We start from the raw sequence: 24,371 nt of genomic DNA, 5'->3' as shown, positions 1-24,371 counted from the left end.
GGCCGGCAGATACCAGCCTCGATCAAGAACGGCGGCGAAAATCGTTCCTTTCGCAGCGGCCTCATTGCACCGTCGTGGTGGCGAGCCAGCTCTTCACCGCGCCGAGAGCCTCGGTACGGTTGCCGGTGCGGTGCTGGGCCTCCTGGAAGACGGCGAGCTGCACGTCGGCGCTGGTGCCCTCCTCGGCGATGGTGCGCACGCGCAGGAGCGCGTCGAGGCACCCCAGCGCCTCGGCGTCCGAGGCCACGAGATTGACGAGCCCGTCCACCGCATCCCGCACCGCCACGGCGCGGCGCTGGGCGAGGTCCACGAACGACCCGTGCACGCCATAGCGCTGGGCGCGCCACTTGTTCTCGTCTGCGATGGCCCGATCCACCGGACCCACATCGCGATTGTGATGGGGATTGCGCACGAGGAAGCGCACGAGCGCGCGATAGAGGGCAGCGATGGCCACCGTATCACCCGAGCGGGTGCAGCTGTCCGGCGCGCGCAGTTCGAGCGTGGGCAGCTGGCGCGAGGGGCGGATGGCCCACCAGACATAGCTTGAGTCGGTGATGGCCCGCGCCGCGACCATGGCCTCCACATAGCGCTCGTAGTCGCCGCTGTTCTCGAACATCTCAGGCAGGCCGGTGCGCGGCAGCTCGTCATAGGCAGCGAGCCGGTAGCCCATCAGGCCTGTCTGCTTGGCACCCCAGAAGGGCGAGGAGGTGGAGAGCGCGATGAAATGGGGGATGTAGGGCACCATGCGGCGCATCACATTCACCCGCTGGTCGGGGTCGGGCAGTTCCACATGGACGTGCAGGCCGCACACCATGTTGCGCTCGCCGAGCATCTTGAGGTCGTTCATCACCCCGTCGTAGCGATTGGCCCGCGTGGCGCGCACGCCGTCCCAGGTGGCGGTGGGATGGGTCCCGGCGGCGATGACGGCGAGCCCGTGCTCCCCCGCGACCTGCGACACCGCATGGCGCAGCCCGCGGATCTCATCCTGCGCGCTGCCGATGCCGGTGGTCGGCCGCGTGGCGATCTCAAGCTGCGACTGGAGCATTTCCACGGAGACGGACTCGCCCAGCCGGTCCTTCAGCTCATCGAAGAACCCAGCCGGCATGCGCCTTTGCACCGCCTTGGTGTGGGCGTCGACGACGAAGAACTCCTCCTCGATTCCAAAGCTGTAATCGTTCGACACGGAGCCCTCCACAGAACCTGACGCTACGGCGAGCCAGTAACGCTCATCCCATTGCGAAGTTCCGGGAGACTGACGCGAAATCAGTCCAAATTTGGGCAGTGAATCTCGCCGCTCAATGCGCGTGGAAGCTCAATATGTTCCCGCACCGCACGCGAAATGGACAAATGCGAAAGTACATTGCATGCGATTCGCAAGAATAGATTTATCGAAACCAACTGGAACAAAACCGCCCCAATGGCGTTTAATGCCCCTTCACGGCCGCGCGGCATTCACCAGAGCCAGCGCCGCGACGGCGGCGGTGTCGGCGCGCAGAATGCGCGGGCCGAGGCTGAGGGTGAGCCCACGGGGGGCGATACGCGCGCGCTCCTCCGGGCTGAACCCGCCTTCCGGCCCGATGAGAACGCTGACCGGCCCGGGGCGCGCCTGCCTGAGGGCGGCGATGGGGTCCTCGACCGCCGACGCTTCGTCGCAGAAGACCAGCAGGCGATCCTCCGGGAGGGACGCCAGCCATGCGTCCAGCGCGCGCGGCTCCTCCACGCGGGGAAGGCTCAGGACGCCGCACTGTTCGGCGGCCTCGATGGCATTGGCCGCCATGCGCTCCCCGTTCACGCGCGCAACCTGCGTATAGCGGGTGATGACGGGGCTCAGGATGCCGGCCCCCATTTCCACGGCCTTCTGGACCATGTAGTCGAGCCGCGCATGCTTCAGGGGCGCGAAAGCGTATTCCAGGGTCGGCGCAGGCGGCTGGGGACGTGTCCCGCGCAAGACCTCGAGCCGCACCTCACGCTTGCCGCCCGCGATCCGTGTCGCCCGCCATTCGCCGTGACGGCCGTTGAACAGCAAGATGTCCTCGCCGACGCCGAGCCGGATGACGTTGGCGACGTAGTGCGCCGCCTCCCGCTCCAGCACGATCTCGGCGCCCGGCGTGAGATCGGCGGCGACATGCAGGCGTTGGGCGTGGAAATCGTGCTCGGGCATGGCGGCTCCTCTCGCGGGAGGGACACCACGGCTCGGCCCCGGTTGCAAGTCCAGGCGCCGAAAGCACGCCCGCAACGCAAACAGGCGGAGACCCGAAGGGCCCCGCCTGTCTCACCCCCCGAACGCCCCTCGGGAGACGACGCCCTGACCGGCGCACCAGCATAATCAACAAGCTTGACCTGCAGTTCCATCCCCCGAATGGAGGATGCGATGGCGCTGGTCCTGTGAAAATGCGCGGCGGCCTTTGACCGGGGCTTACGACCAGCGTCCTACTTGGAACCGTCCGCCTTGAACTGGGCGAGATAGGCGATCAGGTCCTTGCGCTCGTCCTCGTTCTTGATTCCGGCGAAGGCCATCTTGCCCTTGGGGGCCAGAGCCTTGGGATTGGTGAGGTAGGCGTCGAGCGTCGCCGCGTCCCACACCTTGCCGGCGGCGGCGCCGTCCTTGATGTCCTGGGAATAGGCATAACCCTCGAAGTGCGCCCACTTGGCGCCGACGATGCCGTTGAGCGGCGGGCCGACCTTCACCTTGGCGTCGGGGCCGATGGCATGGCAGGCCATGCACTTCTTGAAAGCGGTCTCGCCCTTGGCGACGTCGGGATCGGCATAGGCCGAGCCGGTGGCGGCGGCGAGGACAAGGGCAGAAGCCAGAACAAGACGCATTGAGCAATATCCTCTCTGTCGGCCGGGCCGCCGCGTGCAGGGCGTATGCTCACACCTGCAAAATCGCGGAAGCCAGATTGTGATGCTTTACCGGGCAGACGCCTCCGCCTAGGACACCCGTTGAAGGCCCGGCGAAGGGGTCGGGTTCCTTAGCATGTTTCCAACCCGGCCTTCGATGCGACCTTGAGACCTCCCGCCATGTGGGCTCCAGCGTGACCATTGTCGTGAAGATCGGCGGAAGCCTGACGCGGACGGGGCCGCCCCGCCGCCTGCTCGAACGCATGTGCGGCCGGCCGGGGGTGGTTCTGGTGCCGGGCGGCGGGGCACTGGCCGATCAGGTCCGCGTGATGCAGCCGCAGATGGCCCTTTCCGATGGGGCAGCCCATCGCATGGCGATTCTCGCCATGGAGCAGATGGGCCACGCCTTCCTCGACATCGCGCCCGCGCTGTTCCCCGTGCGGACCTTGGCCGACCTAACGTCAGCCGGCGGCGGCACTGCCCTCTGGCTGCCCGCCGCCATGACCCTCGATGCGCCGGACATCCCACAAGGCTGGGACGTGACCTCCGACAGCCTGGCATTGTGGCTCGCGGCCCGCCTTGCCGCCGAGCGCCTTGTTCTGGTCAAAGCACCGGGCGTCGCCGTGCCGACGAGCACAGACCGCGCCCGTGACCTTGCGGCCTGGTCGAGGCAGGGGCTCGTGGATGCGGCTTTTGCGACCATGGCACTGGGCTATTCTGGCGATATTGTCCTCATCCCCGCAGACGACGGGGCGCTGCTGGACCGGGTGCTCGAACCGCCCCCACCGCAGGGCATCGAGGAAAACCAAGAAGGCCGACGCCGATCATGAGCGAGACCCGTTCCAGCAAGAAGCCGCCCCGCTGGGCCTGGGCCCTCACCGGCTCGGGGCACTATTTCACCGAGAGCATCGAGATCATCCGCGAGCTTCAGGACGTGGACCTGTTCATCTCGGACGCGGCGGACGAAGTGCTGCGCATGTACAAGCAGGACAAGGAACCTCTGCCCGCCCAGACGCAGGTGTTCCGCGACAATTCGGCCTCCTCCGCCTCCGTCGGCCGCTTCTATCACGGCGAGTATCACACCCTCGTCGTCTCGCCCGCCTCATCCAACACCGTGGCGAAGGCGGTGCACGGCATTTCGGATACGCTCGTCACCAATTGCTTCGCCCAGGCCGGCAAGTGCCGGGTGGCCTGCATCGTGTTCGCCTGCGACAGCCAGCCGGAGATGATCACCATGGCGCCGGAAGGCCCCGTGCCGGTCTATCCGCGCCGCATCGATCTCGAGAACACCGCGAAGCTCAAGACCTTCGACGATACCGTGGTGGCCGAGACGCTGGAGGAGCTGCGTCTCGCCATTGCCCGCCGCCGCGCCGAGCTGGCCGCCCTGTCCCCCGTCTCGGCCTGAGCCATGGCCGAGCGCGTCGCCCTTGTCACCGGCTCGCTGGCCGAGCCCCGCATCCGCCGCATCGCCGAGGAACTGGCGGACGGGACGCTGGAGCCGGTGGTGGTGAACATCGGCGTCAAGGTCGCGGCGCTGATGACGGCGGAGATCGTGGAGCGGCGCCTCAAGCTTCCCGAGGGCACGGACAAGGTGCTGATGCCCGGCCGCTTCCGCGGCGACCTTGCACGCCTCGCCGCCCGCTTCGGGCTCCCGTTCGAGCGCGGGCCTGACGAGGCGGCGGATCTCCCCGCCTATTTCGGCCGGGGCAAGGGCCGCAACGTGCCCCTGGACCGCCACGACGTGATGCTGTTCGCCGAGATCGTGGACGCGACCCGCCTCACCATTCCCCAACTGCTGGAACGCGCCCGCTTCCTGAGGGGCGAGGGCGCGGATGTGATCGACCTCGGCGCCCTGCCGGACCAGCCCTTCCCGCATCTTGAAGACGCCATTGCCGCCCTCAAGGCGGAGGGCTTCAAGGTGAGCGTGGACAGCTTCGACCCGGAGGAACTGCGTCGCGGCACACGCGCGGGTGCGGACTATCTCCTCAGCCTCAACGAGACCAACCTTTCCATCGCCGACGAAGGCCCGGCCGTCCCCGTGCTGGTGCCGGCGCAGGCCGGCGATCTCGCCTCACTCATCCGCGCCATCGAGGCGTGCGAGCAGGCGGGCCGGCCCTTCCTCGCCGATCCGATCCTCGATCCCATCCATCTGGGCTTCACGGCATCGCTGGTGCGCTATGCGGAGCTGCGGCGACTGAAGCCGGATATCCCCATCCTGATGGGCATCGGCAATGTCACCGAGCTGACGGACGCCGACACCACCGGCATGAACGCGCTGCTGATGGGCATCATCTCCGAGCTGCGGCTCAATGCCGTGCTCGCGGTGCAGGTCAGCCCCCATTGCCGCACGGCGGTGCGCGAGTTCGATCGCGCGCGACGGGAATATTACGCCGCGCGGGAGGCGGGCGCCCTGCCCCAGGGCTTCGGCGGCGGGCTGATGGCGCTGCGCGACCGGCGCCCCTTTTCCACCACGCCGGAGGAGGTTGCGCGGCTCGCCTCGACGGTGGCCGACCGCAACTTCCGCATCGAGGTGACGCAAGAGGGCATCCACGTCTACAACCGCGACGGCCACCATGTGGCGGCGGACCCCTTCGCCCTCTTCCCCCATCTCAAGGTGGAGGACGACGGCGCGCACGCCTTCTATCTCGGCGTGGAGACGGCGCGGGCGGAGATCGCCCACCACCTCGGCAAGCGCTATGCGCAGGACGAGCCGCTGAAATGGGGCGTCGCGGGAGAGACCGGCGGCAGCGCCGAGGAGGCCCATCGGTTGACATTCAAGGAAGCGGGCTCGACGCTTTCTGCCGCAAAGAAGAAAGGCGACAGCGCGTGATCCGGGAGACCATCGTCACCACCGTCTCGCCCGCCGGGGAGGCGCACATCGCCCCCATGGGCGCGAGCGTGGTGGAAGGCGGCTATCTGCTCCAGCCCTTCCGCCCCTCCCGCACGCTGGACAATCTGGCGGCGGCGAAGAGCTGCGTGGTGAACTTCTCCGACGACGCACGCATCTTCGCAGGCTGCATCACCGGCCGGCACCGCTCCTGGCCCACCGTTCCCGCCACCCGCATCCCCGGCGCTGCGCGCCTTGCCGACTGCCTCGCCCATGACGAGGTGGAAGTGGTGCGCATGGAGGACGACCCCACCCGCCCGCGCTTCTTCTGCCGCACCATACACCGCGAGACCCATTCGTCCTTCCTCGGCCTGAACCGGGCCGTGGCGGCGGTGCTGGAAGGCGCCATCCTTGTCTCGCGCCTGCACATGATGGACCCGGACCGCGTGGACCGGGAGATGAACTACCTCTCCATCGCCATCGACAAGACCGCTGGCCCGGCCGAGCGCGAGGCGTGGGACTGGCTGTGCGAGACCATCGCCGATCACCGCGCGCGGGCCGCCTCATGACGGCGCACGTTCCGACCCGTCCGGGCCTTCTGGCTTCCGTGGCGACCCTCGACGAGATGCGCGTGGCCTTGAGCGCGGGCGTCGATATCGTGGATCTCAAGAACCCCGCCGAGGGCGCGCTGGGCGCATGGGCGCCGGACGCGCTGAGCGAGGCGGTGGCCCTGTGGCGCGCGGCCGGCGCGCCCGGCAGCCTCAGTGCCACGGTCGGCGACCACCCGCTCGACCCGGACCTTCTGCGCGCCGCCGCCGAGCGCACCGCCGCAACCGGCGTGCCGCTGGTGAAGATCGGCTTCACCTTCGGCGATGGCGCCCGCCTGCCGCCGGTGCTCGACGCCCTTCGCCCCCTCGCCCGCGAGACGCGCCTGATCGCCGTCCTCTTCGCCGATCAGGCCCCCGACTTCGCCGTGGTGCCACAGTTCGCCGCCGCCGGCTTCCATGGGGTGATGCTGGACACGGCGGACAAAGCAGCCGGTGGGCTTCTCGCTCACATGGGCGTGGAGACCCTGGCCCGTTTCGTCGCGACCGCGCGGGCCGAAAGGCTCATCACCGGCCTCGCGGGCTCGCTGAAGGTCGCCGATATCGCCCCGCTGGCGGCGCTCCGGCCGCACTATCTCGGCTTCCGCGGTGCGCTGTGCGCCGAGGGGCGGACGAGCGCGCTCGATCCGCTCCGTCTGGCCGCCGTGCGCGATACTCTGGGGGGGCGCATCCTCGCCTGAGGCCGGTCAGGCGGGCGGGATCGCAGCCACCACCGCGTCGAGGATGTCGCCCGCCGCTGCAATCTCCGTCTCGGTCACGGTCAGCGGCGGCAGCAGGGCAAGGACGTTGCCTACGGGCCGGACGAGAAGCCCCTGCCCGGCCAGAACCTCCGCCAGAGGTGCGGCCGGCCCGGCACACACCAACCCCTGAACGAGGCCGGTGCCCGCTGTATCCGAGAACAGGTCCGGACGGCGCCAGCGCAGGGTGGCAAGCCGATCCTCCAGTTTCCAGCCCAGTTCCTGCACCCGTGCCTCGAAGCCGGGGGCGAAGGCGGCCGAGAGCATCGCGTGCAGACCGGTGGCTGCTTCCTCGTCCAGCAGCGGCAGGCCGGAAGGCAGGCTGCGGGCGAGACGCGCGCCGAGCACCAGCGCGGAGGCGCCCTCCCCGTCCTCGGCACCGCCCGACAGATCGCCGATCACCATCACGTCCGGCGCCACGCCGCGCCACTCGTGGGCGAAGGCCATGCCGGTGCGGCCGAGGCCGGCATCGGTCTCGTCGAACAGCAGCACCACGCCATACTCATCCGCCATCTGGCGCGCCGTCGCGAGGATGGATCCCGACAGGAAGCGCAGGCCGGCGTCGATGGAGGCAGGCGAGAGCAGCAGCGCCGCCACCTGCGGCCCCATGGCGGCTTCGATGGCGGCTTCCTCCTCCGGGATGCGCCGCACGCCCGCATCCGGCGCCAGCGCCGGGGGGAGACGCGGATCGTCAGAGACGACGACGATCTCCCGTCGCTTGGGCCGCCCCGCCGTGCGGTGATGGGCGCGGATCGTCTCAACCGCCACCCGCCAAACCGTCGTCCGATCCGGCAAGAAGCGGGCCACGTCGCCGAAGGAATTCTGCGTCAGGAGGGCGGCGCAGCGGACAGAGGCAGAAGCGCTGTCAGCATCGTCCGCCTCCCCTCCGATGACCCGCGCGGGATCAAAGCGGACGGCGCCCGAGAAATCGAGCACCGGCGCCAAAACGGCGGCGGAGTCGTCGGGCGGCGCTTCGATGCCGTCAGCGTCTGGGGTGGTTACGGACACACGCGCCTCCATGCCCCACCCGAAGCAAGGAGCGCGCCGGGATCAGTCGTACTTGATGTAGGAAAAGCGCAGATCGTGCTGCGGCGTACCTTCCAGCGGCGAGTCTTCCGCCGCGCCGGGCTGCCACTGCACCACCTCCTCGATCTTCTTCGCCAGCGCGAGGTCGCGCACGGTGATGCCCTTGGCGTCGTGGGACTGGAGCCGCACCTCCACCCAGGCATAGGAGGCGGTGATGTCCGGATGGTGCCAGGCCACCTCGGCCAGATGACCCACGGTGTTGATGACCATCAGCGTGCCCTTCCAGCTGTTGGTCTTGTAGGTGCGCTTGATCCAGCCGTCCTCGTAGCGCCAGTGCGGCAGCTCGGCGGCGAGGTGGGCCATCACCTCTTCCGGCGGAAATGTCTTCTTGCGGTCAATGCTCATGGGGGCTCCCAAGACGACCCAAGCGGCCGCCGTTCATCGAGTTGATCTCGCACAGTGCGCCATGGGGCGGGTGATGCTGTATAAGGACGAGGCCCGCGACAGGCCGGCGACGTAACCCGCACTGTCGCAGCGGATGGAGAACCATGTCGAACACGCTCGCCTTTCTCGTCAACACGTCGATCGTGCTCCTCACCGTCGCCGCCATGGAAGGCGTGGCGTGGGCGGCCCACAAATATGTGATGCACGGCTGGGGCTGGGGCTGGCACAAATCCCACCACGAGCCGCGCGAGGGCGTGTTCGAGCGCAACGACCTCTACGCCGTCGTGTTCGCCGGCATCTCCATCCTGCTCATCTATTTCTATCGCAACGGCGGGCCGCTGCTGTGGGTGGGCGTGGGGATGACCGTCTACGGTTTCCTCTATTTCTTCGTCCACGACGGCATCACGCATCAGCGCTGGCCGTTCCGCTACGTGCCACGCAACGGCTATCTCAAGCGCTTGGTGCAGGCGCACCGGCTGCATCATGCGGTGGAGGGCAAGGAGGGCTGCGTGTCCTTCGGCTTCATCTACGCGCCGCCGCCGGCCGCGCTGAAGGCCAAGCTGAAGAAACTGCACGGCGGCAGCCTCAAGAACAGCGAGCCCGCGGAATAGCCGCGCAATTCCTGATCCTGAAACGAAAAGAGGCGGCCCATGGGACCGCCTCTTTTGCTATTTGCGCTGTCATGCCCAAGCTTGTCCGGGGCATCCACTCCGTCGCAGTTCGGATGCATGGTCACCTGAGAACCAGCTTGGCCGACCCGTGGATCCCCCGGACAAGCCGGGGGATGACGGTAGCCCGACGGCGCGCTCAGGCCTTGACCAGCGGCAGCTTGGGCACCGGGCTTCCGGAGCGGCCTGAGCCGCCGGCCGGTCCGCCCTTCGGGCCCTTGCCCTTGGGGGTGGGCCGGGCCTTCGCCTTGGCCGCGGGCTTGCGGCGCTTGGCGGGGGCCGGGACGATCTTTTCCGGCTTGGGGGTGACGGGGCCTTCGGGGAATTCGAAGCCGAGCTTCGATTCCTTGCCCTCGCCCTCCACCACCACGCGGACGTGGCCGCCGTTCTTGAGCGCGCCGAACAACACCAGGTCCGCCAGCGGAGTCTTGATGAACTCCTGGATGACACGGGCCATGGGCCGCGCCCCCATCTGCTCGTCGTATCCGCGATCCACCAGCCACGCGCCCGCCTCGTCGGAGAGCTCGATGGTGACGCTGCGGTCGGCGAGCTGCGCCTCCAGCTGGAGCACGAACTTTTCCACCACCTGGGTGATGACCTCGGTCGGAAGGTGGCCGAACGGGATCACCGCGTCGAGGCGGTTGCGGAACTCCGGCGCGAAGGTCCGATTGATGGCCTCCGAATCGTCGCCCTCGCGCTTGCTGCGGGTGAAGCCGTAGGCGGCCTTGGCGAGATCGGCGGCACCGGCGTTCGTGGTCATGATGAGGATCACGTTGCGGAAGTCGATCTGCTTGCCGTTGTGGTCAGTCAGCTTCCCGTGGTCCATCACCTGCAGGAGGATGTTGAAGAGGTCCGGATGGGCCTTCTCGATCTCGTCCAGCAGCAGCACGCAGTGCGGGTTCTGATCCACGCCGTCGGTCAGCAGGCCGCCCTGGTCGAAGCCCACATAGCCGGGAGGCGCGCCGATGAGGCGGCTCACGGTGTGGCGCTCCATATATTCCGACATGTCGAAGCGCAGGAGCTGCACGCCCAGGATCGAGGCGAGCTGCTTGGCCACTTCCGTCTTGCCGACGCCGGTGGGGCCGGAGAACAGGTAGCAGCCGATGGGCTTCTCCGGCTCGCGCAGGCCGGCACGGGCCAGCTTGATCGAGGCGGAGAGCGCCTCGATCGCCTTGTTCTGCCCGTAGACCACCCGCTTCAGGGTCGTCTGCAGGTTTGCCAGCACCTCAGCGTCGTCCTTGGAGACGGTCTTTGGCGGAATCCGCGCCATGGTCGCGATGGTCGCCTCGATCTCCTTGAGGCCGATGGTCTTCTTGCGCTTGGCCTCGGGCAGCAGCATCTGGGCCGCGCCCGACTCGTCGATCACGTCGATCGCCTTGTCCGGCAGCTTGCGGTCATGGATGTAGCGGGCCGACAGCTCCACCGCTGCCTTGATGGCGTCGTTGGTGTAGCGCAGCTTGTGGTAGTCCTCGAAGTAAGGCTTCAGCCCCTTCAGGATCTCGATGGCGTCGGGCACGGTCGGCTCGGCCACGTCGATCTTCTGGAAGCGGCGGACGAGGGCGCGATCCTTCTCGAAATACTGGCGGTATTCCTTGTAGGTGGTCGAGCCCATGCAGCGCAGCGACCCCGAGGCCAGCGCCGGCTTCAAAAGGTTGGACGCATCCATGGCCCCGCCCGAAGTCGCACCGGCACCGATGACCGTGTGGATCTCGTCGATGAACATGATCGCGTTGGGATAGGCCTCGATCTCCTTCACCACCTGCTTGAGGCGCTCCTCGAAGTCGCCGCGATAGCGGGTGCCGGCGAGCAGCGCGCCCATGTCGAGGGCGAAAACGGTGGCGGTGGCGAGGACGTCCGGCACGTCGCCGTCATTGATGCGCTTAGCGAGGCCCTCGGCGATGGCGGTCTTGCCGACGCCCGGATCGCCCACGAACAGCGGGTTGTTCTTCTGCCGGCGGCAGAGCACCTGGATGGTGCGGGTGATCTCGCTGTCGCGGCCGATGAGGGGGTCGATCTTGCCCTCATGCGCCTTCTTGTTGAGGTTGATGCAGTATGCGTCGAGCGCGTCGGCCTTCTTCTGCTTGTCGTCGCCGGACTTGGTCTCGGTCTCCTCGTCGGCGCCGCGCACGGGCCGGCTCTCGGACATGCCGGAGCGCTTGGCGATGCCGTGGGAGATGTAGTTGACGGCGTCGTACCGCGTCATGTCCTGCTCCTGCAGGAAATAGGCGGCATGGCTCTCGCGCTCGGCGAAGATGGCGACGAGCACGTTGGCCCCCGTCACCTCCTCGCGGCCAGAGGACTGGACATGAATGACGGCGCGCTGGATGACGCGCTGGAAACCGGCCGTGGGCTTGGAATCGTCAGAGCCGGACTGGACGAGATTCTCCAGCTCGGTGTCGACATATTCGATGAGATTGCGGCGGAGCTTCTCCATGTCGACGTTGCAGGCGCGCATGACGGCGGCCGCATCCTGATCGTCGACGAGGGACAGAAGCAGATGCTCGAGAGTCGCGTACTCGTGGTGGCGTTCGTTCGCGAGGGCCAGAGCGCGATGGAGCGACTGTTCGAGGCTTCGTGAGAATGTGGGCATCGACACCTCTTTCGCGCGTCGCTCCGGACTTTCGGAATCTTCCCCCAGATCCGGAGCACGTGCACCATTCACACAAACTTCGTACTGGATGCCGCAGTGCGCAAGTCCCCCGCGGACAGGAATGCGCTTTCGCCCGGCGCCGATTTCACTTGACGGCGCGCGAACGGCCCACCCGCCCGAGCTTTGGCTCGGGCGCCGAGACCATTATTTTTTCTGCGGGAAATTTGAACGCCGCCGGATGCGGCTCACTTCTTTTCCATCACGCACTGAAGCGGATGCTGATGCTTGCGGGCGAAATCCATCACCTGCGTCACCTTGGTCTCGGCGACCTCGTAGGTGAAAACGCCGCATTCACCCACGCCATGGTGATGGACATGGAGCATGATGCGGTTCGCCTCGTCGCGGTTCTTGCTGAAGAACCGTTCGAGCACATGGACCACGAACTCCATCGGCGTGTAGTCGTCATTCAGCAGCAGCACGCGATAAAGGCTCGGCCGCTTGGTCTGCGGCTTGGTGCGGGTAATGACGGATGTGCCCGGCCCGTCGCCCTTGCGCGGCGGCTCGCCCGCCATGGCGCTGGTCGGCACGAGGTCGGGCGCCGTTGAGGCGGAATGCGCCGGCTGAGACGACTGAATAAAGTGCTTCATGTTCCTCGCGCCCTACCGCGATCTCCGGCGGCAGCCCGGAGCCTCGGCGCAGCCCCTCACGGCTGGCAATAATAGAAAAATAGGTGCCGCTGCGCCAGTACCGCTGCGCACGCGTCACCGGTCAGGTAACTGCCGCCTTTATGTCGGGAGGAACGGCGCGTGGCGCAAGGTCAGCGGAACAATTCCGGCCTGCGGCGCTTTGGCGGAGGCCTGAACGCAACAGGTGCGTAGATCGTGCCGCCTTCGATGCCCCTGAACGCAAAAAGCCCGGCACGGGCCGGGCGGGGATGGCCTTGCGGCCGCATCATCAAAGGAGGGCGCCGGGGCGCGACGCGAAACGAGCCCCCGGCGCGGAACCGTGAGGCCGCCCCCCAGGGGCTGGCCTCGCGGCATCATCAAGGCCCCGGCGCGCCTGGCGCGCCTGTGGGCCAAACCTCAGGCCAAAGGCCTTGGCGTCCAGCCTCAGCGGCCGAACTTGCCGAAAGAGGTCTCGAAGGGCTTGTAGCCCTCCTTCGCCAGCTCCGTGTAGAGCTCGCCGAGCTTGGTCGCCTGGGCGACGGCGCCCTCGTAGGCAGTCTTGAGGTAGGACTGCTGGATCTCGATCGCCTGCTCAAGAGTCTTGGCGCCGAGCAGCTTCTCGAGGGCAGCGCTGCCCTGCTCGAAAGAAGCCTTGGTGTAATCGGCGATTTCCACCGCGATCGCCTGGGCGCTCTTGGAAAGCGTGCCGAAGCTCTTCACGGCGGCTTCGATGTTGTCCTTGCTCATCTTCTGGAGCTCTTCAGCGCTCTGAACCATTGGGTGTCCCCTTTCGCGCCAGCAAACGCGCTGGCATTGCGTCGAGTGGATTATGCCTCCGCTCAGTTGTGGATATTATGCACTGCACAACGAAAGTCAAGCGTTTTTGTGCAGCGCACAATGTGGCAGGGGCGCCCGGTTTACGCCTTGGTAACTCCGCGTTTTTAGGGTCAGGCACTGGTCGCTTCCCTGGACCTCCGGTGCGACGCACAAGCCTGCCACAAGGCTTCCCTGTCACATCGGTGTTTCGGAAGAGGGGCGGCTTCTGCGACCAGCGACACGGGACAAAAGTACATGCGTTACGCTCGCGGCGGTCTGCCACATTGCTCGAAAGCCCTTGCACTTGCAGTGCTCGCGGCCTTCTCACTGACCGCCACCGTGGCCGACGCGAAGCCGCGCAAGAAGACACAGGTGGAGCGCAGCGCGAAGTCTTCGTCCAAGTCGACGTCGAAGTCCGCATCCAAGGCCAAGCCGTCCTCGAATACCAAGACGACCGCTGCCGCCGATCCCGATGGCGGACGCTGGCGCTACGGCTCGGCTGCGATCATCGTGGACGGGAATACCGGCAAGGTGCTGTACGAAGAAAATTCGGACGCCCTGCGACATCCTGCCTCAGTCACCAAGATTATGACGCTTTACCTCCTGTTCGAGCAGCTGGAGGCCGGAAACCTTCGCCTTGACAGCAAGTTGGAGGTATCCGCGAAGGCGGCGTCACAGCAGCCATCCAAGCTGGGCGTCAGGCCCGGCCAGACCATCGAGGTGGAGGACGCCATCAAGTCGCTGGTCACCCGCTCGGCCAACGACGTGGCGGTGGTGATCGCTGAAAATCTCGCCGGCTCTGAATCCGCCTTCGCCGAGGCGATGACCGAGAAGGCCCGCGCGCTGGGCATGAGCCGCACGGTCTATCGCAACGCCTCCGGCCTGCCGAACGTGAACCAAGTGACCACCGCGCGCGACCTGTCGATCCTCGGCCGCGCGATCCAGGACCGTTTCCCGAAGCAATACAAATACTTCGCCACTCGGACCTTCTATTACAAGGGTCAGGCCATCGGGAACCACAACCGGCTGCTGGGCCGGATCGAGGGCGTGGATGGCATCAAGACCGGCTACACCAATGCCTCGGGCTACAATCTGGTGACGTCCGTGAAGCGCGACGGCCGCTATCTCGTCGGCGTCGTCCTCGGCGGCTCCAGCGGCGGCTCCCGTGATGCGCGGATGAGCAGCCTCATCAGCCAGAATCTCCCCACCGCCTATGCCGGCGGCCGTGTCGCTCCGAAGATCACGGAGGTGGCCGACAACGCCTTCTCCATCGGCAAGCCGGGCAGCTTCAGCGCACCCATGCCGATCGCGGCTGCCCGCGACGAAATTCAGCCCCATGCCGTGGCGCCGCTACCGAAGCCGGTGGTGGTGGAGGCCAATGCGGAGCCGGCGAGCACCGCCTCCATCTCGGCAAAGCCCGGCGCGCGCAGCGCCAACGCCGTCGTGGTGGCCGCCGCCCCGAGCGTCCCGCTCCCGCAGGCGCGGCCCGAGGTCAAGCCAGGCTCCGCCGAGCCCATCAAGCCGGTCGCCGTGAAGACGGTGGCGATCCAGAAGCCCACCGCCGCCAGCGTCGCCGCAGCGCCTGCCCCGGCCCCCATGCAGGTCGCCACCACCACCCAGTTCACGGCCGCCCCCGCCGGCATGCTCGGCTATCTCGGACCGTCGAGCCTCGCCCAGTCGCCGGCCGCCGCGGCCGCGACCGCCGCTGCCGAAGGCCGCGCCCATGTGAAGCCCCAGCAGGTTGCCGCCCGCGCCGAGGCTGCGGCTGCGACCCCGGCCGGCAAGGACACCTCGAGGCTCGGCGCGCCCGATGCCGCCGCCGAGCAGGCGATGCGGGCCGCGCGCATCGCCGCCATGGAGCCGGACGATCCCTACGCCCGCGCCCTGCGCTCCGCGCGCGAAGGTGTCGTGGACAATGCCGCCCGCGCACAAGCCGCCCCGCAGCCCGCAAGGCCGGTGCGCACCGCGTCCCTCGCTCCTGTGGCGGTCCCGCATCCCGCGGCCGCTCCGGCATCCTCCCAGCGCAGCCATGCCCCCGCCTCGGCCAAAGCCGGATGGAGCATCCAGATCGGCGCGTTCGACGGCGAGCGCGAGGCCCGCAGCAAGCTCGACGCCGCCCGTGCCCGCGTGAAGTCCGCGCTGACCGGCGCCGATCCCTACACCGAGAAGGTGTCCAAGGGTTCGTCCGAACTCTACCGCGCCCGGTTCGCCGGCTTTGACGAGAAGTCGGCGAAGGAAGCTTGCCGTTTACTCAAGCGTAACGATTTCGACTGCATGCCTATCAGGAACTGAAGTCCTGCCAGAGAATCAGCGATGCTTGCGCAAGATCACGTCCTTCGCTCGGTTGATCCTCGACGCGAGATAGTCGCTTCCCCCGTGATCGGGGTGGAGCTTCTTCATGAGGGATCGGTGCGCCGCGCGGACAGCCTCCGCGCCCGCGCCCGGCTGAAGGCCAAGGACCTGATAGGCTTCCTCCTCGGACATCGCAGCGTCCAGGCCACCGCCTCCGCCCACATCCCCCGCACCCGCGTATCCCTGTGCGTCCTCACGCCAGGCGGGCGCCCGGCGGTCGAGATAAGCTTCGAGTAAAGCGAGCGACTGCGCATCGCACTGCGGGCGCAGCGCCACAAGGGAGGGGATGTCCATCTCCTCCAGACGCCGCCCCGCATGGGCACCGGCGAGGATCGTACCGCCCATGTCGCCGGTGGCGTGGTCCAGTTCCATCTCGAACATCGCCGTGCGGACACCCGAGGTCTTCGGCGCGCTGCGGCGCTTGAACAGCCCGCCGAGATAGCCGCCGATCCCCTGAGGGTCGAGCCGTCCCAGAAGCGCAATGCCGGCGGCGCCGAGCGGAAGCGCGATGCCGATCCGCCCCGTCACCAGCGCCCCGGCGGCGCCGAGCAGCGCCGCATAGGCCAGCGTCCGCATCATCGTCGCGATCAGCACCTTGGGGTCGGCCTTGGTCCAGACCGAGAGGCCATAGAGTCCGATCAGCAGCAGCAACGCACCGGCAACAAGGGTAATCACGCAAAACTCCGGAGCGATCGCCGCGCTGTTGCGCCGGCGGGATGCGTTAAGGGGTGAAGGTCCACCGCCGTCAACGGCCCATGGCCGCGATCAGGCGCCGGGCGCCATCGTCGCGGCGGGAGGTCAGGGCACGCTGCCCGCCGGCCGCATAGGCCGCCACGGCCGCAAGCAACTGCCTCAGCTCGCCGGCGGCGGAGGGATCGAACCGGCACCAGGCACCACCGGTGACCTGCGCCAGGCCACGAAAGACATCCTCCACGCGAGCGTCGTGCCCCTCCTGGAACATGAACAGCTTCACGCCGCGCAGTGCGAGCTGCCCGGCCGCCTCCTTCAGCGCCGCCGGATCCTCCTCCACCGCGTCGCCGACGAACACGGCGGCCCTCAGCCCAGAGCGTTCCGCCTCCTTGCCGAGATGGCCAAGGACGCGGTTGATCTGGGTGAGGCCGCCCATGCAGGAGATGCGGCGCATCATGCCGCCGAGGGTCGCGGCATCGCGCACGAAGGGCGAGGCGCGGCACTCGTCCTGGCCCCGGTAATACACGATCTGCATATCCAGCCCGCCGTGGGCGGCGGCGGAGGCAAACATGTCGGCCTGGATGTCGCAGGCAAGCGCCCAAGTGGGTTGGCGCGACCCGGTGGCGTCCAAGGCGAAGGACAGCCGGCCCCGTCCGTCCACCGGTCGGGCCGGAGGCATGCTGCGGGCCGCCGCGAGAAACGCCTCAACCTCGCCGGCGCCGGAAACGGGCACGGATGCTGCCGCCCGGGTTTCCGCCAGTTTTCCCTTGCTGTCGTCGCGCGTGGCCATCCGATCCTCTCCGTCTCACACATAAGCTCCAACGGCCGCCCCACCAAGGCCCCTGCCCGCCCCGCGACGGACTATGGCTTGATGCCGGGCGGCGCAGGGCCTATCTGCACCCCCCAAGCGGCCGTGCGCCGTGGCGAGGGGATGGGATGATGGCGACTTTGCCGAAGGTTGTGGGCCGCGTGCGCGACCTGCGGGCGGCGGTGGCGGGCTTCCGCGCCGAGGGCTCGAAGGTGGCGCTGGTTCCCACCATGGGCGCTCTGCACGTGGGCCACATGGCGCTGGCGGAAAAGGCACGGGAACTCGCCGGACGAACCGTGGTGTCGATCTTCGTCAACCCGGCCCAGTTCGCCCCGCACGAGGATTTCGACAAATACCCCCGCGCGCTCGAGGCGGACCTCAACAGGCTGGCGGACGTCGGCGTCGATCTCGTCTATGCGCCCACCGCGACGGAGATGTATCCGGCGGGATTCGCCACCCGCATCGCCGTCGGCGGGCCGTCCGAAGGGCTTGAGACCGATTTCCGGCCGCATTTCTTCGGCGGCGTCGCCACGGTGGTGGGCAAGCTTTTCATCCAGTGCGCGCCGGACTACGCCATGTTCGGCGAGAAGGACTACCAGCAGCTCAAGGTGGTGACCCGGCTGTCGAAGGATCTCGATCTCGGGGTGGAGGTCGTGCCCGTCCCGACGATCCGCGAGGCGGACGGGCTCGCCCTCTCCTCCCGCAACGCCTATCTGGACGAGGAGCAGCGAAAGGTTGCCCCGGTGATCTATGCCGCCCTCACCCGCGCCGCTGAACAGATTCGCGGGGGAACCGATCCTCAGGCGGCCGTAGACACGGCTTCCGGAATGATCTCAGCGCTCGGCCTCAGGGTGGATTACGTCGCGGCCCGCCACGCGGAGACCCTGGCGCCGCTGAAGGACGCCAAGGAGCCGATCCGCTTGCTCGCCGCGGCATGGCTCGGCGAGACGCGGCTGATCGACAACATTCCGGTGTGAGTTATGGGCGCGCCTAAACCGCGCCCATGTAGCTCGCGGCAAAGCCGATCACGACCAGCGCGAGGCCCACGGACAGGATCATCAGCACGCGGCCCGAGGTGACCCCCTGCCGCGCCTGGACCGCGGGCTTTACCGGCGCGCCATCCCTCGTGCGGCCATCGGTACGATGGAATTCCACGTCCTCGCGGACTTCGTTCGGGTCCTGCATTACGGCCTCCTGACAATGTTGTGTCTCGTCAGGACAACGCTCGCCCGCGCGTCAGGTTTCCCCGATACCCAAAGCGTCTAGCCGCCGGCCACTTCGCGCATGCGGGCGAAGGCGCGGTCGAGATCGGCCTTGAGATCGGCCGTGTCTTCCAGCCCGATGTGGATGCGCACGGCCGGCCCTTCCACCTGCCACGGCGTCGCGGTGCGGTAGTCCTTGCAGTCGAACGGGATGGCGAGGCTCTCGTAGCCGCCCCACGAATAGCCCATTCCGAACAATGTGAGCGCATCGAAGAAGGCCGCGACCGCCGCCTCTGGCACCGGCTTCAGGATGAGGCTGAACAGGCCGCTGGCGCCGCAGAAGTCGCGCTTCCAGATGGCGTGGCCGGGATCGGACGGCAGCGCCGGATGCAGCACGCGCGACACTTCAGGCCGCGCAGCAAGCCACTCCGCCATCTCCAGCCCCGCCTTCTGGTGCTGGGCGAGGCGCACGGCCAGCGTCCTGAGCCCGCGGGCCGCGAGCGCGATGTCGTCGGGACCGACCGTGATGCCCAGCGCGCTATAGGTGGCGCGCACCTTGCGGAGCGCGTCTCCCACGGCGGAGATGGTGCCGATGCTCACGTCCGCATGGCCGCAGATGTATTTGGTGCCCGATTGGATCGAGATGTCCACGCCGAAGGCATGGGGCTTGAAGAAGACCGGCGTCGCCCAGGTGTTGTCGATCAGGGTGGTGATGCCGCGCGCCTTCGCCACCGCGACGATGGCCGGCACGTCCTGCATCTCGAAGCTCTGGGAGCCGGGCGCCTCCAGGAAGATGGCCGTGGTATTCGGGCGGATCAGCGCCTCGATCCCGGCGCCGATCAGGGGATCGTAATAGGTGGTCTCGACGCCGAGGCGGGCGAAAAGCCCGTCACAGAAGTTGCGGGTCGGTCGGTAAACGCTGTCCACCACGAGGACGTGATCGCCGCTGCCGGCCACCGCGAGCAGCGCCGTCGTCACCGCCGACAGGCCGGAGGGGGTGAGCACCACGCCGTCGCCCCCCTCCAGCGCGGTGAGCGCCACCTGCAGGCTTTCGCTGGTGGGATTGCCGTGGCGACCGTAGGTGTAGCGGGCGCGATGGTGGATCAGGTCATCATAGTTCGGATAAAGCACGGTCGAGCCGCGCACCACCGGGGTGTTCACGAATCCGTCGAAGCGGCGGGGATCGCGGCCGGCATGGACGATCGTCGTAGCCGCGCCCAGGGTCGCGCCTGACGCTCCGTGTGCCCCTTGGTCATCCCTGCTTGCGTCCGACATGCATGTCTCCTGTGGTCACGGTAGCTTGCGACCGGCCGGCCGCTATTGACCGCTCCGCTGTGAGGGGTTGTGATGGGCGGGATAGACGGCCTTGATCCGTCCGTCGAGCCATCTCGTGCCGGACAGCGGCAGGAGCGGCGGCGGAAGGGCCGGCATCGCGATAAAAGGAACCTTCCGTGAAACGACTCCTCTTCGCAGCAGCAGGACTTCTGTCGCTGGCTGGCGCCGTGCAGGCCGCGACCCTCGACGACGTGAAGGCGAGAGGCGCCCTCAACTGCGGCGTGACCCAGGGCCTGCCCGGCTTCTCCAGCCCCAATGACAAGAATGAATGGAGCGGGCTCGACGTCGACTTCTGCCGGGCCATCGCCGCCGCCATCTTCAACGACCCGTCGAAGGTGAAGTTCACCCCCCTCTCCGCCAAGGACCGCTTCACCGCGCTGACCTCCGGCGCCATCGACGTGCTGTCGCGCAACACCACCTGGACCATGTCGCGCGACACCACACTGGGCTTCAACTTCGCCGGCGTCATGTATTACGACGGCCAGGGCTTCCTCATCCGCAAGTCGGTCGGCCTGAAGTCCGCAAAGGAGCTGCAGGAAGCCTCCATCTGCGTGCAGACGGGCACCTCCAACGAGCTGAATGTCGGCGACTATTTCCGCGCCAACAACATGAAGTATCGCGAGGTCATCGCCTTCGCGACCCTCGACGAGACGGTGAAGGCCTATGAATCCGGCCGCTGCGACGTGTTCACCTCGGACAAGTCCCAGCTCGCCGCGGTGCGCCTGAAGCTCACCAACCCGGCCGACCATGTCCTCCTGCCCGAGACCATCTCCAAGGAGCCCCTCGGCCCGCTGGTCCGCCATGGCGACGACCAGTGGTTCGACCTCGTGAAGTGGACCTACTTTGCGCTGCTCAACTCCGAAGAGCTGGGCATCACCCAGAAGAACGTGGACGAGCAGGTGAAGTCCGAGAACCCGGACATCAAGCGCCTGCTCGGCACCGACGGCAAATATGGCGAGGGCATCGGCCTCACCCCCGACTGGGTGGTGCGCATCCTCAAGGCCACCGGCAATTACGGCGAGATCTACGACCGCAACGTCGGCCCCGCCACGCCGCTCGGCATCGAACGCGGCCTGAACAACCTCTGGACCAAGGGCGGCATCCAGTACGGTCCGCCGGTGCGCTGAGGCTGATCCGGGCCGTTGGCCCGCGCCTTGCCTGAGAGCTGGGCTTGAAACGGGACGGAGGACGCGGCCATCGTGCCCTCCGTCACCAATAACACAGGCCAAAGGCCTGAGCTTTCGGGGGTTTCATGTCTGAAGTCAGCCCTGCCGCGCCGCCGCGGCCGACGGGCCGTCGCTGGTCCTGGACGGATCCAAAGCTGCGGTCGCAGGTGATCCAGATCACCGTCGCGATCATCCTCGTCTGGCTGCTGTGGTCGTTCTATTCCAACGCCCAGTCCAACCTGACCCGGCTCGGCATCGCCTCAGGCTTCGGCTTCCTCGACAACCGCGCCGGCTTCGCCATCAGCCAGTCGCTGGTCCCCTACAACGAATCCATGTCCTACGGCCGCGCCTTCCTGGTGGGCCTGCTCAACACCCTGCTGGTGGCCTTCCTCGGTGTCATCCTCGCGACCCTCATCGGCTTCCTGATGGGCGTGGCCCGGCTGTCGAAGAATGTGGTCATCAAGGCGCTGGCCTCCGCTTATGTGGAGATCACGCGCAACCTGCCGCCGCTGTTCCAGATCATGTTCTGGTACCTCGCCGTGCTGGCCACCCTGCCGGGACCACGCCAGAGCTGGGGCTTCGGCCTCCAGCCGCTGCTCGGCGCCATCGGCTCGGGCCTGTCCTCCATCGGCCTCGGCTTCCTCGGCGCCCCGCTCTCGGCCTATGCGGCCACCCTCGCCGCCCCGGGGGTGTTCATCAACAATCGCGGCCTCGTGGTGCCGCGCCCGATCTTCGAGGACGGCTCCATGGCCATCCTCTACGCCCTCATCGCCGCCTTCGTCTTGAGCTTCCTGCTCGCACGTTGGGCAAAGAAGCGGCGGGAGGCGACGGGTCGTTTCTTCCCCGTCTTCTGGACCTCCCTCGGCCTGATCATCGTGCTGCCCCTCCTCGCCTCCGCCGCGATGGGCTTTCCGGTGAGTGTGGAGAAGCCGGAACTGCGTGGCTTCAACTTCGCTGGCGGCCTGCGCGTCATCCCCGAATTCGTGTCGCTGCTGCTGGCACTCTCCATCTACACCGGCGGCTTCATCGCCGAGATCGTGCGCTCGGGCATCCTGGCGGTGTCGAAGGGCCAGAGCGAGGCGGCCCATTCGCTGGGCCTGCGCAATGGGCCGACGCTGCGCCTCGTCATCATCCCTCAGGCCATGCGGGTGATCGTGCCGCCGCTCACCAGCCAGTATCTCAACCTCACCAAGAACTCCTCGCTTGGCGTCGCGGTGGGCTATCCCGACCTGTTCGCGGTGTTCGCGGGCACAACGCTGAACCAGACCGGACAGGCCATCGAGATCATCGCCATCATCATGGCGGTCTATCTCACCATCTCCATCGTCACCTCGGCGATCATGGGCTGGTACAACAAGCGCGTCGCGCTGGTGGAGCGGTGACATGACGGACATCTCCGCCCCCCGCCCCTCCATCACGCCCGCGACACCCTTCGTCTCGACGGCGTTCCACGAGCCCCAGCCGGCTCCGGTCGCGACCCGGGGGCCCATCCTGTGGGCCCGCCAGCACCTGTTCGGCTCCGTGCCCCAGGTGCTGCTGACGCTGTTCGGCCTGTGGCTGCTCTATGTCACCGTGCCGCCGCTGATCAAATTCTTCCTGATCGATGCGGTGTGGACCGGCACCAACCGCGACGCCTGCCTCGCCGAGAAGCTCGGCCGTCCGGTGGGCGCCTGCTGGCCCTTCATCTGGGCCAAGCTCGACCAGCTCATCTACGGCTTCTATCCGGCCAGCGAGCGCTGGCGGGTGAATGTGGTCTACTGGCTCGGCGCCCTTCTGCTGCTGCCGCTGCTGATCCAGAGCGTGCCGTACAAGCGGCTCAACGCGATCCTCTTCTTCGGCGCCTATCCGGTGGTCGCCTTCGTGCTGCTCACCGGCGGCAACCTCGATCTCCAGCGCTTCGTGCTCGGCTGGCTCGGCGTCAACTTTTCCGCCCTCGGTGGCCCGCAGGGGCTGAGGACCGGCTTCTGGATCGACTATGCCCTTTCCACCGTGCTCCTGACCGCCATCGCCTACGGTATCTCCCGCGTCCTTGCGGGGCCGGAGGGTGGGCGCTCGTCGGCGAAGACCACGCTGAGCATCCTCGGCGTGCTGGCGGTGGTGCTGCTGGCGGTGGACATCGACGTGGGGCTGCCCCAGGTCGAGACGCGCCTGTGGGGCGGACTTCTGGTGACGCTGGTGATCGCCGTCACCGGCATCACCGTTTCCCTCCCGTTCGGCATCCTGCTGGCGCTGGGCCGGCGCTCGCGCCTGCCACTGGTGAAGTGGCTGTGCATCATCTTCATCGAGTTCTGGCGCGGCGTGCCGCTCATCACGGTGCTGTTCTTCGCCACCTACATGCTGCCCCTGTTCCTGCCCGGCCGCTTCACCATCGACGGGCTGCTGCGGGCGCTGGTGGGCGTCGCCTTGTTCGCCTCGGCCTACATGGCGGAGGTGGTGCGCGGCGGCCTGCAGGCGATCCCCAAGGGCCAGTATGAGGGCGCCATGGCGGTGGGACTGCGCTCGGGGCTCATGATGCGCCTCGTCGTGCTGCCGCAGGCGCTCAAGCTGGTTATCCCGGGCATCGTCAACAACTTCATCGGCCTGTTCAAGGATACGACGCTGGTGCTGATCGTCTCGATCTTCGACCTGCTCGGCTCCATGCGCGCGGCCTTCACCGATCCCAACTGGGCCTCGCCCACCACCCTGTTCACCGGCTTCGGCTTCGCCGGCATCATCTACTTCGTCTTCTGCTTCGGCATGTCCCGGTATTCGATGGCGCTGGAGAAGCGCCTCGATCGGGCTCACCGGCACTGAGAGGGGCAACACACGTGAGCGCAGATCCCATCATCGCCGCCGACGAGGCGACCGCCCCCAAGATCGCCGTCGAGATGACCGGCGTGAACAAATGGTACGGCGACTTCCACGTCCTGCGTGACGTGAACCTGACCGTGGAGCGGGGCGAGCGCCTCGTCATCTGCGGGCCGTCCGGCTCCGGCAAGTCCACCCTCATCCGCTGCATCAACCGTCTGGAGGAGCACCAGAAGGGCCGCATCGTGGTGGATGGCATCGAGCTGACCGACGACCTCAAGCGCATCGACGAGGTGCGCCGCGAGGTGGGCATGTGCTTCCAGCACTTCAACCTGTTCCCGCACCTCACCATCCTCGAGAACTGCACGCTTGCCCCCATGTGGGTGCGCAAGATGCCGAAGAAGGAGGCCGAGGAACTGGCCATGCACTTCCTCGAGAAGGTGAAGATCCCGCACCAGGCCCACAAATATCCCGGCCAGCTCTCCGGCGGCCAGCAGCAGCGCGTCGCCATCGCCCGCGCGCTCTGCATGCGGCCGCGCATCATGCTGTTCGACGAGCCCACCTCGGCCCTCGATCCGGAAATGGTGAAGGAGGTGCTCGACACCATGGTCTCGCTCGCCCAGGACGGCATGACCATGCTGTGCGTGACCCATGAAATGGGCTTCGCGCGTCAGGTGGCGAACCGGGTGATCTTCATGGATGCGGGGCAGATCGTGGAGATGAACGAGCCCAACGCCTTCTTCTCCAACCCGCAGCACGAGCGGACCAAGCTGTTCCTCAGCCAGATCCTGCATTGAGGCGCCGAAGAACGT

General features: G+C 67.4%; 24 protein-coding genes. 12 read left to right on the top strand and 12 right to left on the bottom strand.

Features of this window, described 5'->3' with window-relative positions; translation table 11 throughout:
* Window positions 1–61: 61 nt before the first annotated feature.
* The 3 genes from V5F63_RS11085 to V5F63_RS11075 form a co-directional block, all read right to left on the bottom strand.
* On the bottom strand, window positions 62–1,183 hold the full coding sequence (locus V5F63_RS11085; RefSeq protein ID WP_394028644.1) for a carboxylate-amine ligase: 1,122 nt from the start codon (window positions 1,181–1,183) through the stop codon (window positions 62–64).
* A gap of 252 nt (window positions 1,184–1,435) precedes the next feature.
* Window positions 1,436–2,161 carry a 16S rRNA (uracil(1498)-N(3))-methyltransferase gene (locus tag V5F63_RS11080; RefSeq protein ID WP_394101805.1) on the bottom strand — a complete coding sequence of 242 codons (726 nt, stop codon included), beginning with the start codon at window positions 2,159–2,161 and terminating at the stop codon, window positions 1,436–1,438.
* A gap of 269 nt (window positions 2,162–2,430) precedes the next feature.
* Window positions 2,431–2,823, bottom strand: a complete 393-nt coding sequence (locus V5F63_RS11075) for a c-type cytochrome (protein WP_209489084.1) — start codon at window positions 2,821–2,823, stop codon at window positions 2,431–2,433.
* A gap of 212 nt (window positions 2,824–3,035) precedes the next feature.
* Here V5F63_RS11075 and V5F63_RS11070 point away from each other — a divergent pair, with 212 nt between their 5' ends.
* Genes V5F63_RS11070 through V5F63_RS11050 form a run of 5 tightly spaced genes read left to right on the top strand, consistent with a single transcriptional unit; the run spans window position 3,036 to window position 6,953 of the window.
* Window positions 3,036–3,671, top strand: a complete 636-nt coding sequence (locus V5F63_RS11070; RefSeq protein WP_209489083.1) for an amino acid kinase family protein — start codon at window positions 3,036–3,038, stop codon at window positions 3,669–3,671.
* Window positions 3,668–4,246: a flavoprotein gene (locus tag V5F63_RS11065; RefSeq protein WP_209489082.1), complete on the top strand. Its 579-nt coding sequence runs from the start codon at window positions 3,668–3,670 to the stop codon at window positions 4,244–4,246. The genes V5F63_RS11070 and V5F63_RS11065 overlap by 4 nt, the downstream gene beginning before the upstream one ends.
* A gap of 3 nt (window positions 4,247–4,249) precedes the next feature.
* On the top strand, window positions 4,250–5,671 hold the full coding sequence (locus V5F63_RS11060) for a DUF6513 domain-containing protein (protein WP_394101804.1): 1,422 nt from the start codon (window positions 4,250–4,252) through the stop codon (window positions 5,669–5,671).
* Entirely contained in the window at window positions 5,668–6,237 is a 570-nt protein-coding gene (locus V5F63_RS11055) for a DUF447 domain-containing protein (RefSeq protein WP_394101803.1), read from the top strand. Before V5F63_RS11060 ends, V5F63_RS11055 begins: the two co-directional genes overlap by 4 nt.
* Complete coding sequence (locus V5F63_RS11050) at window positions 6,234–6,953, top strand: (5-formylfuran-3-yl)methyl phosphate synthase (protein ID WP_394101802.1); 720 nt, start codon at window positions 6,234–6,236, stop codon at window positions 6,951–6,953. The genes V5F63_RS11055 and V5F63_RS11050 overlap by 4 nt, the downstream gene beginning before the upstream one ends.
* A gap of 6 nt (window positions 6,954–6,959) precedes the next feature.
* Here V5F63_RS11050 and V5F63_RS11045 read toward each other — a convergent pair whose 3' ends face one another.
* Together V5F63_RS11045 and V5F63_RS11040 are read right to left on the bottom strand one after the other, a co-directional pair.
* Window positions 6,960–8,018 (bottom strand): aminotransferase class III-fold pyridoxal phosphate-dependent enzyme, encoded by a 1,059-nt coding sequence (locus tag V5F63_RS11045; protein WP_394101801.1) that lies wholly within the window; start codon window positions 8,016–8,018, stop codon window positions 6,960–6,962.
* Window positions 8,019–8,060: 42 nt separating this feature from the next.
* A complete protein-coding gene (locus V5F63_RS11040; RefSeq protein WP_394028637.1) occupies window positions 8,061–8,441 on the bottom strand; it encodes a 4a-hydroxytetrahydrobiopterin dehydratase in 381 nt (126 codons plus the stop codon).
* A 143-nt stretch (window positions 8,442–8,584) separates the two neighbouring features.
* On the opposite strand from V5F63_RS11040, the gene V5F63_RS11035 reads away from it, so the two are divergent.
* Window positions 8,585–9,091: a sterol desaturase family protein gene (locus V5F63_RS11035; RefSeq protein WP_394028636.1), complete on the top strand. Its 507-nt coding sequence runs from the start codon at window positions 8,585–8,587 to the stop codon at window positions 9,089–9,091.
* A 196-nt stretch (window positions 9,092–9,287) separates the two neighbouring features.
* On the opposite strand, the gene clpA is transcribed toward V5F63_RS11035, so the two are convergent.
* From clpA to V5F63_RS11020, 3 genes are all read right to left on the bottom strand, one after another.
* Window positions 9,288–11,738, bottom strand: a complete 2,451-nt coding sequence (clpA, locus tag V5F63_RS11030) for an ATP-dependent Clp protease ATP-binding subunit ClpA (protein ID WP_209489075.1) — start codon at window positions 11,736–11,738, stop codon at window positions 9,288–9,290.
* Between the two features lie 245 nt (window positions 11,739–11,983).
* Window positions 11,984–12,310 carry an ATP-dependent Clp protease adapter ClpS gene (gene clpS, locus V5F63_RS11025; protein ID WP_209490489.1) on the bottom strand — a complete coding sequence of 109 codons (327 nt, stop codon included), beginning with the start codon at window positions 12,308–12,310 and terminating at the stop codon, window positions 11,984–11,986.
* A 537-nt stretch (window positions 12,311–12,847) separates the two neighbouring features.
* Entirely contained in the window at window positions 12,848–13,180 is a 333-nt protein-coding gene (locus V5F63_RS11020) for a phasin family protein (protein WP_209489074.1), read from the bottom strand.
* A 294-nt stretch (window positions 13,181–13,474) separates the two neighbouring features.
* Between V5F63_RS11020 and V5F63_RS11015 the strand changes: the two genes are divergently transcribed.
* On the top strand, window positions 13,475–15,511 hold the full coding sequence (locus V5F63_RS11015) for a serine hydrolase (protein ID WP_394101800.1): 2,037 nt from the start codon (window positions 13,475–13,477) through the stop codon (window positions 15,509–15,511).
* Window positions 15,512–15,526: 15 nt separating this feature from the next.
* On the opposite strand, the gene V5F63_RS11010 is transcribed toward V5F63_RS11015, so the two are convergent.
* Both V5F63_RS11010 and V5F63_RS11005 read right to left on the bottom strand, forming a co-directional pair.
* Entirely contained in the window at window positions 15,527–16,246 is a 720-nt protein-coding gene (locus tag V5F63_RS11010; protein WP_209489072.1) for a J domain-containing protein, read from the bottom strand.
* A 70-nt stretch (window positions 16,247–16,316) separates the two neighbouring features.
* Entirely contained in the window at window positions 16,317–17,051 is a 735-nt protein-coding gene (locus V5F63_RS11005; RefSeq protein ID WP_394101799.1) for a VWA domain-containing protein, read from the bottom strand.
* A gap of 149 nt (window positions 17,052–17,200) precedes the next feature.
* Between V5F63_RS11005 and panC the strand changes: the two genes are divergently transcribed.
* The gene (panC, locus tag V5F63_RS11000) at window positions 17,201–18,046 is read left to right on the top strand and encodes a pantoate--beta-alanine ligase (protein ID WP_209489070.1); all 846 of its coding nucleotides are present in this window, start codon (window positions 17,201–17,203) and stop codon (window positions 18,044–18,046) included.
* A 13-nt stretch (window positions 18,047–18,059) separates the two neighbouring features.
* Here the strand turns inward: panC and V5F63_RS10995 are convergent, their stop codons facing one another.
* Both V5F63_RS10995 and metC read right to left on the bottom strand, forming a co-directional pair.
* On the bottom strand, window positions 18,060–18,254 hold the full coding sequence (locus V5F63_RS10995; RefSeq protein ID WP_209489069.1) for a hypothetical protein: 195 nt from the start codon (window positions 18,252–18,254) through the stop codon (window positions 18,060–18,062).
* Window positions 18,255–18,331: 77 nt separating this feature from the next.
* Window positions 18,332–19,546 (bottom strand): cystathionine beta-lyase, encoded by a 1,215-nt coding sequence (gene metC, locus V5F63_RS10990; protein WP_209489068.1) that lies wholly within the window; start codon window positions 19,544–19,546, stop codon window positions 18,332–18,334.
* 176 nt (window positions 19,547–19,722) lie between these two features.
* Here metC and V5F63_RS10985 point away from each other — a divergent pair, with 176 nt between their 5' ends.
* The 4 genes from V5F63_RS10985 (at window position 19,723) to V5F63_RS10970 (ending at window position 24,356) form a co-directional block, all read left to right on the top strand.
* Entirely contained in the window at window positions 19,723–20,733 is a 1,011-nt protein-coding gene (locus V5F63_RS10985) for an amino acid ABC transporter substrate-binding protein (protein ID WP_209489067.1), read from the top strand.
* Between the two features lie 125 nt (window positions 20,734–20,858).
* A complete protein-coding gene (locus V5F63_RS10980; RefSeq protein ID WP_209489066.1) occupies window positions 20,859–22,154 on the top strand; it encodes an amino acid ABC transporter permease in 1,296 nt (431 codons plus the stop codon).
* Between the two features lies 1 nt (window position 22,155).
* On the top strand, window positions 22,156–23,565 hold the full coding sequence (locus V5F63_RS10975) for an amino acid ABC transporter permease (RefSeq protein ID WP_209489065.1): 1,410 nt from the start codon (window positions 22,156–22,158) through the stop codon (window positions 23,563–23,565).
* A 74-nt stretch (window positions 23,566–23,639) separates the two neighbouring features.
* Window positions 23,640–24,356, top strand: coding sequence for an amino acid ABC transporter ATP-binding protein (locus tag V5F63_RS10970; RefSeq protein ID WP_209490487.1), 717 nt, complete (start codon window positions 23,640–23,642; stop codon window positions 24,354–24,356).
* Window positions 24,357–24,371 lie beyond the last annotated feature (15 nt).

It is taken from the genome of Xanthobacter wiegelii, from assembly GCF_043193855.2.
Lineage (GTDB): Bacteria > Pseudomonadota > Alphaproteobacteria > Rhizobiales > Xanthobacteraceae > Xanthobacter > Xanthobacter flavus_A.
Note: the sequence above shows the minus strand (reverse complement) of the source record. Positions and strands in the feature narration are given on the sequence as shown.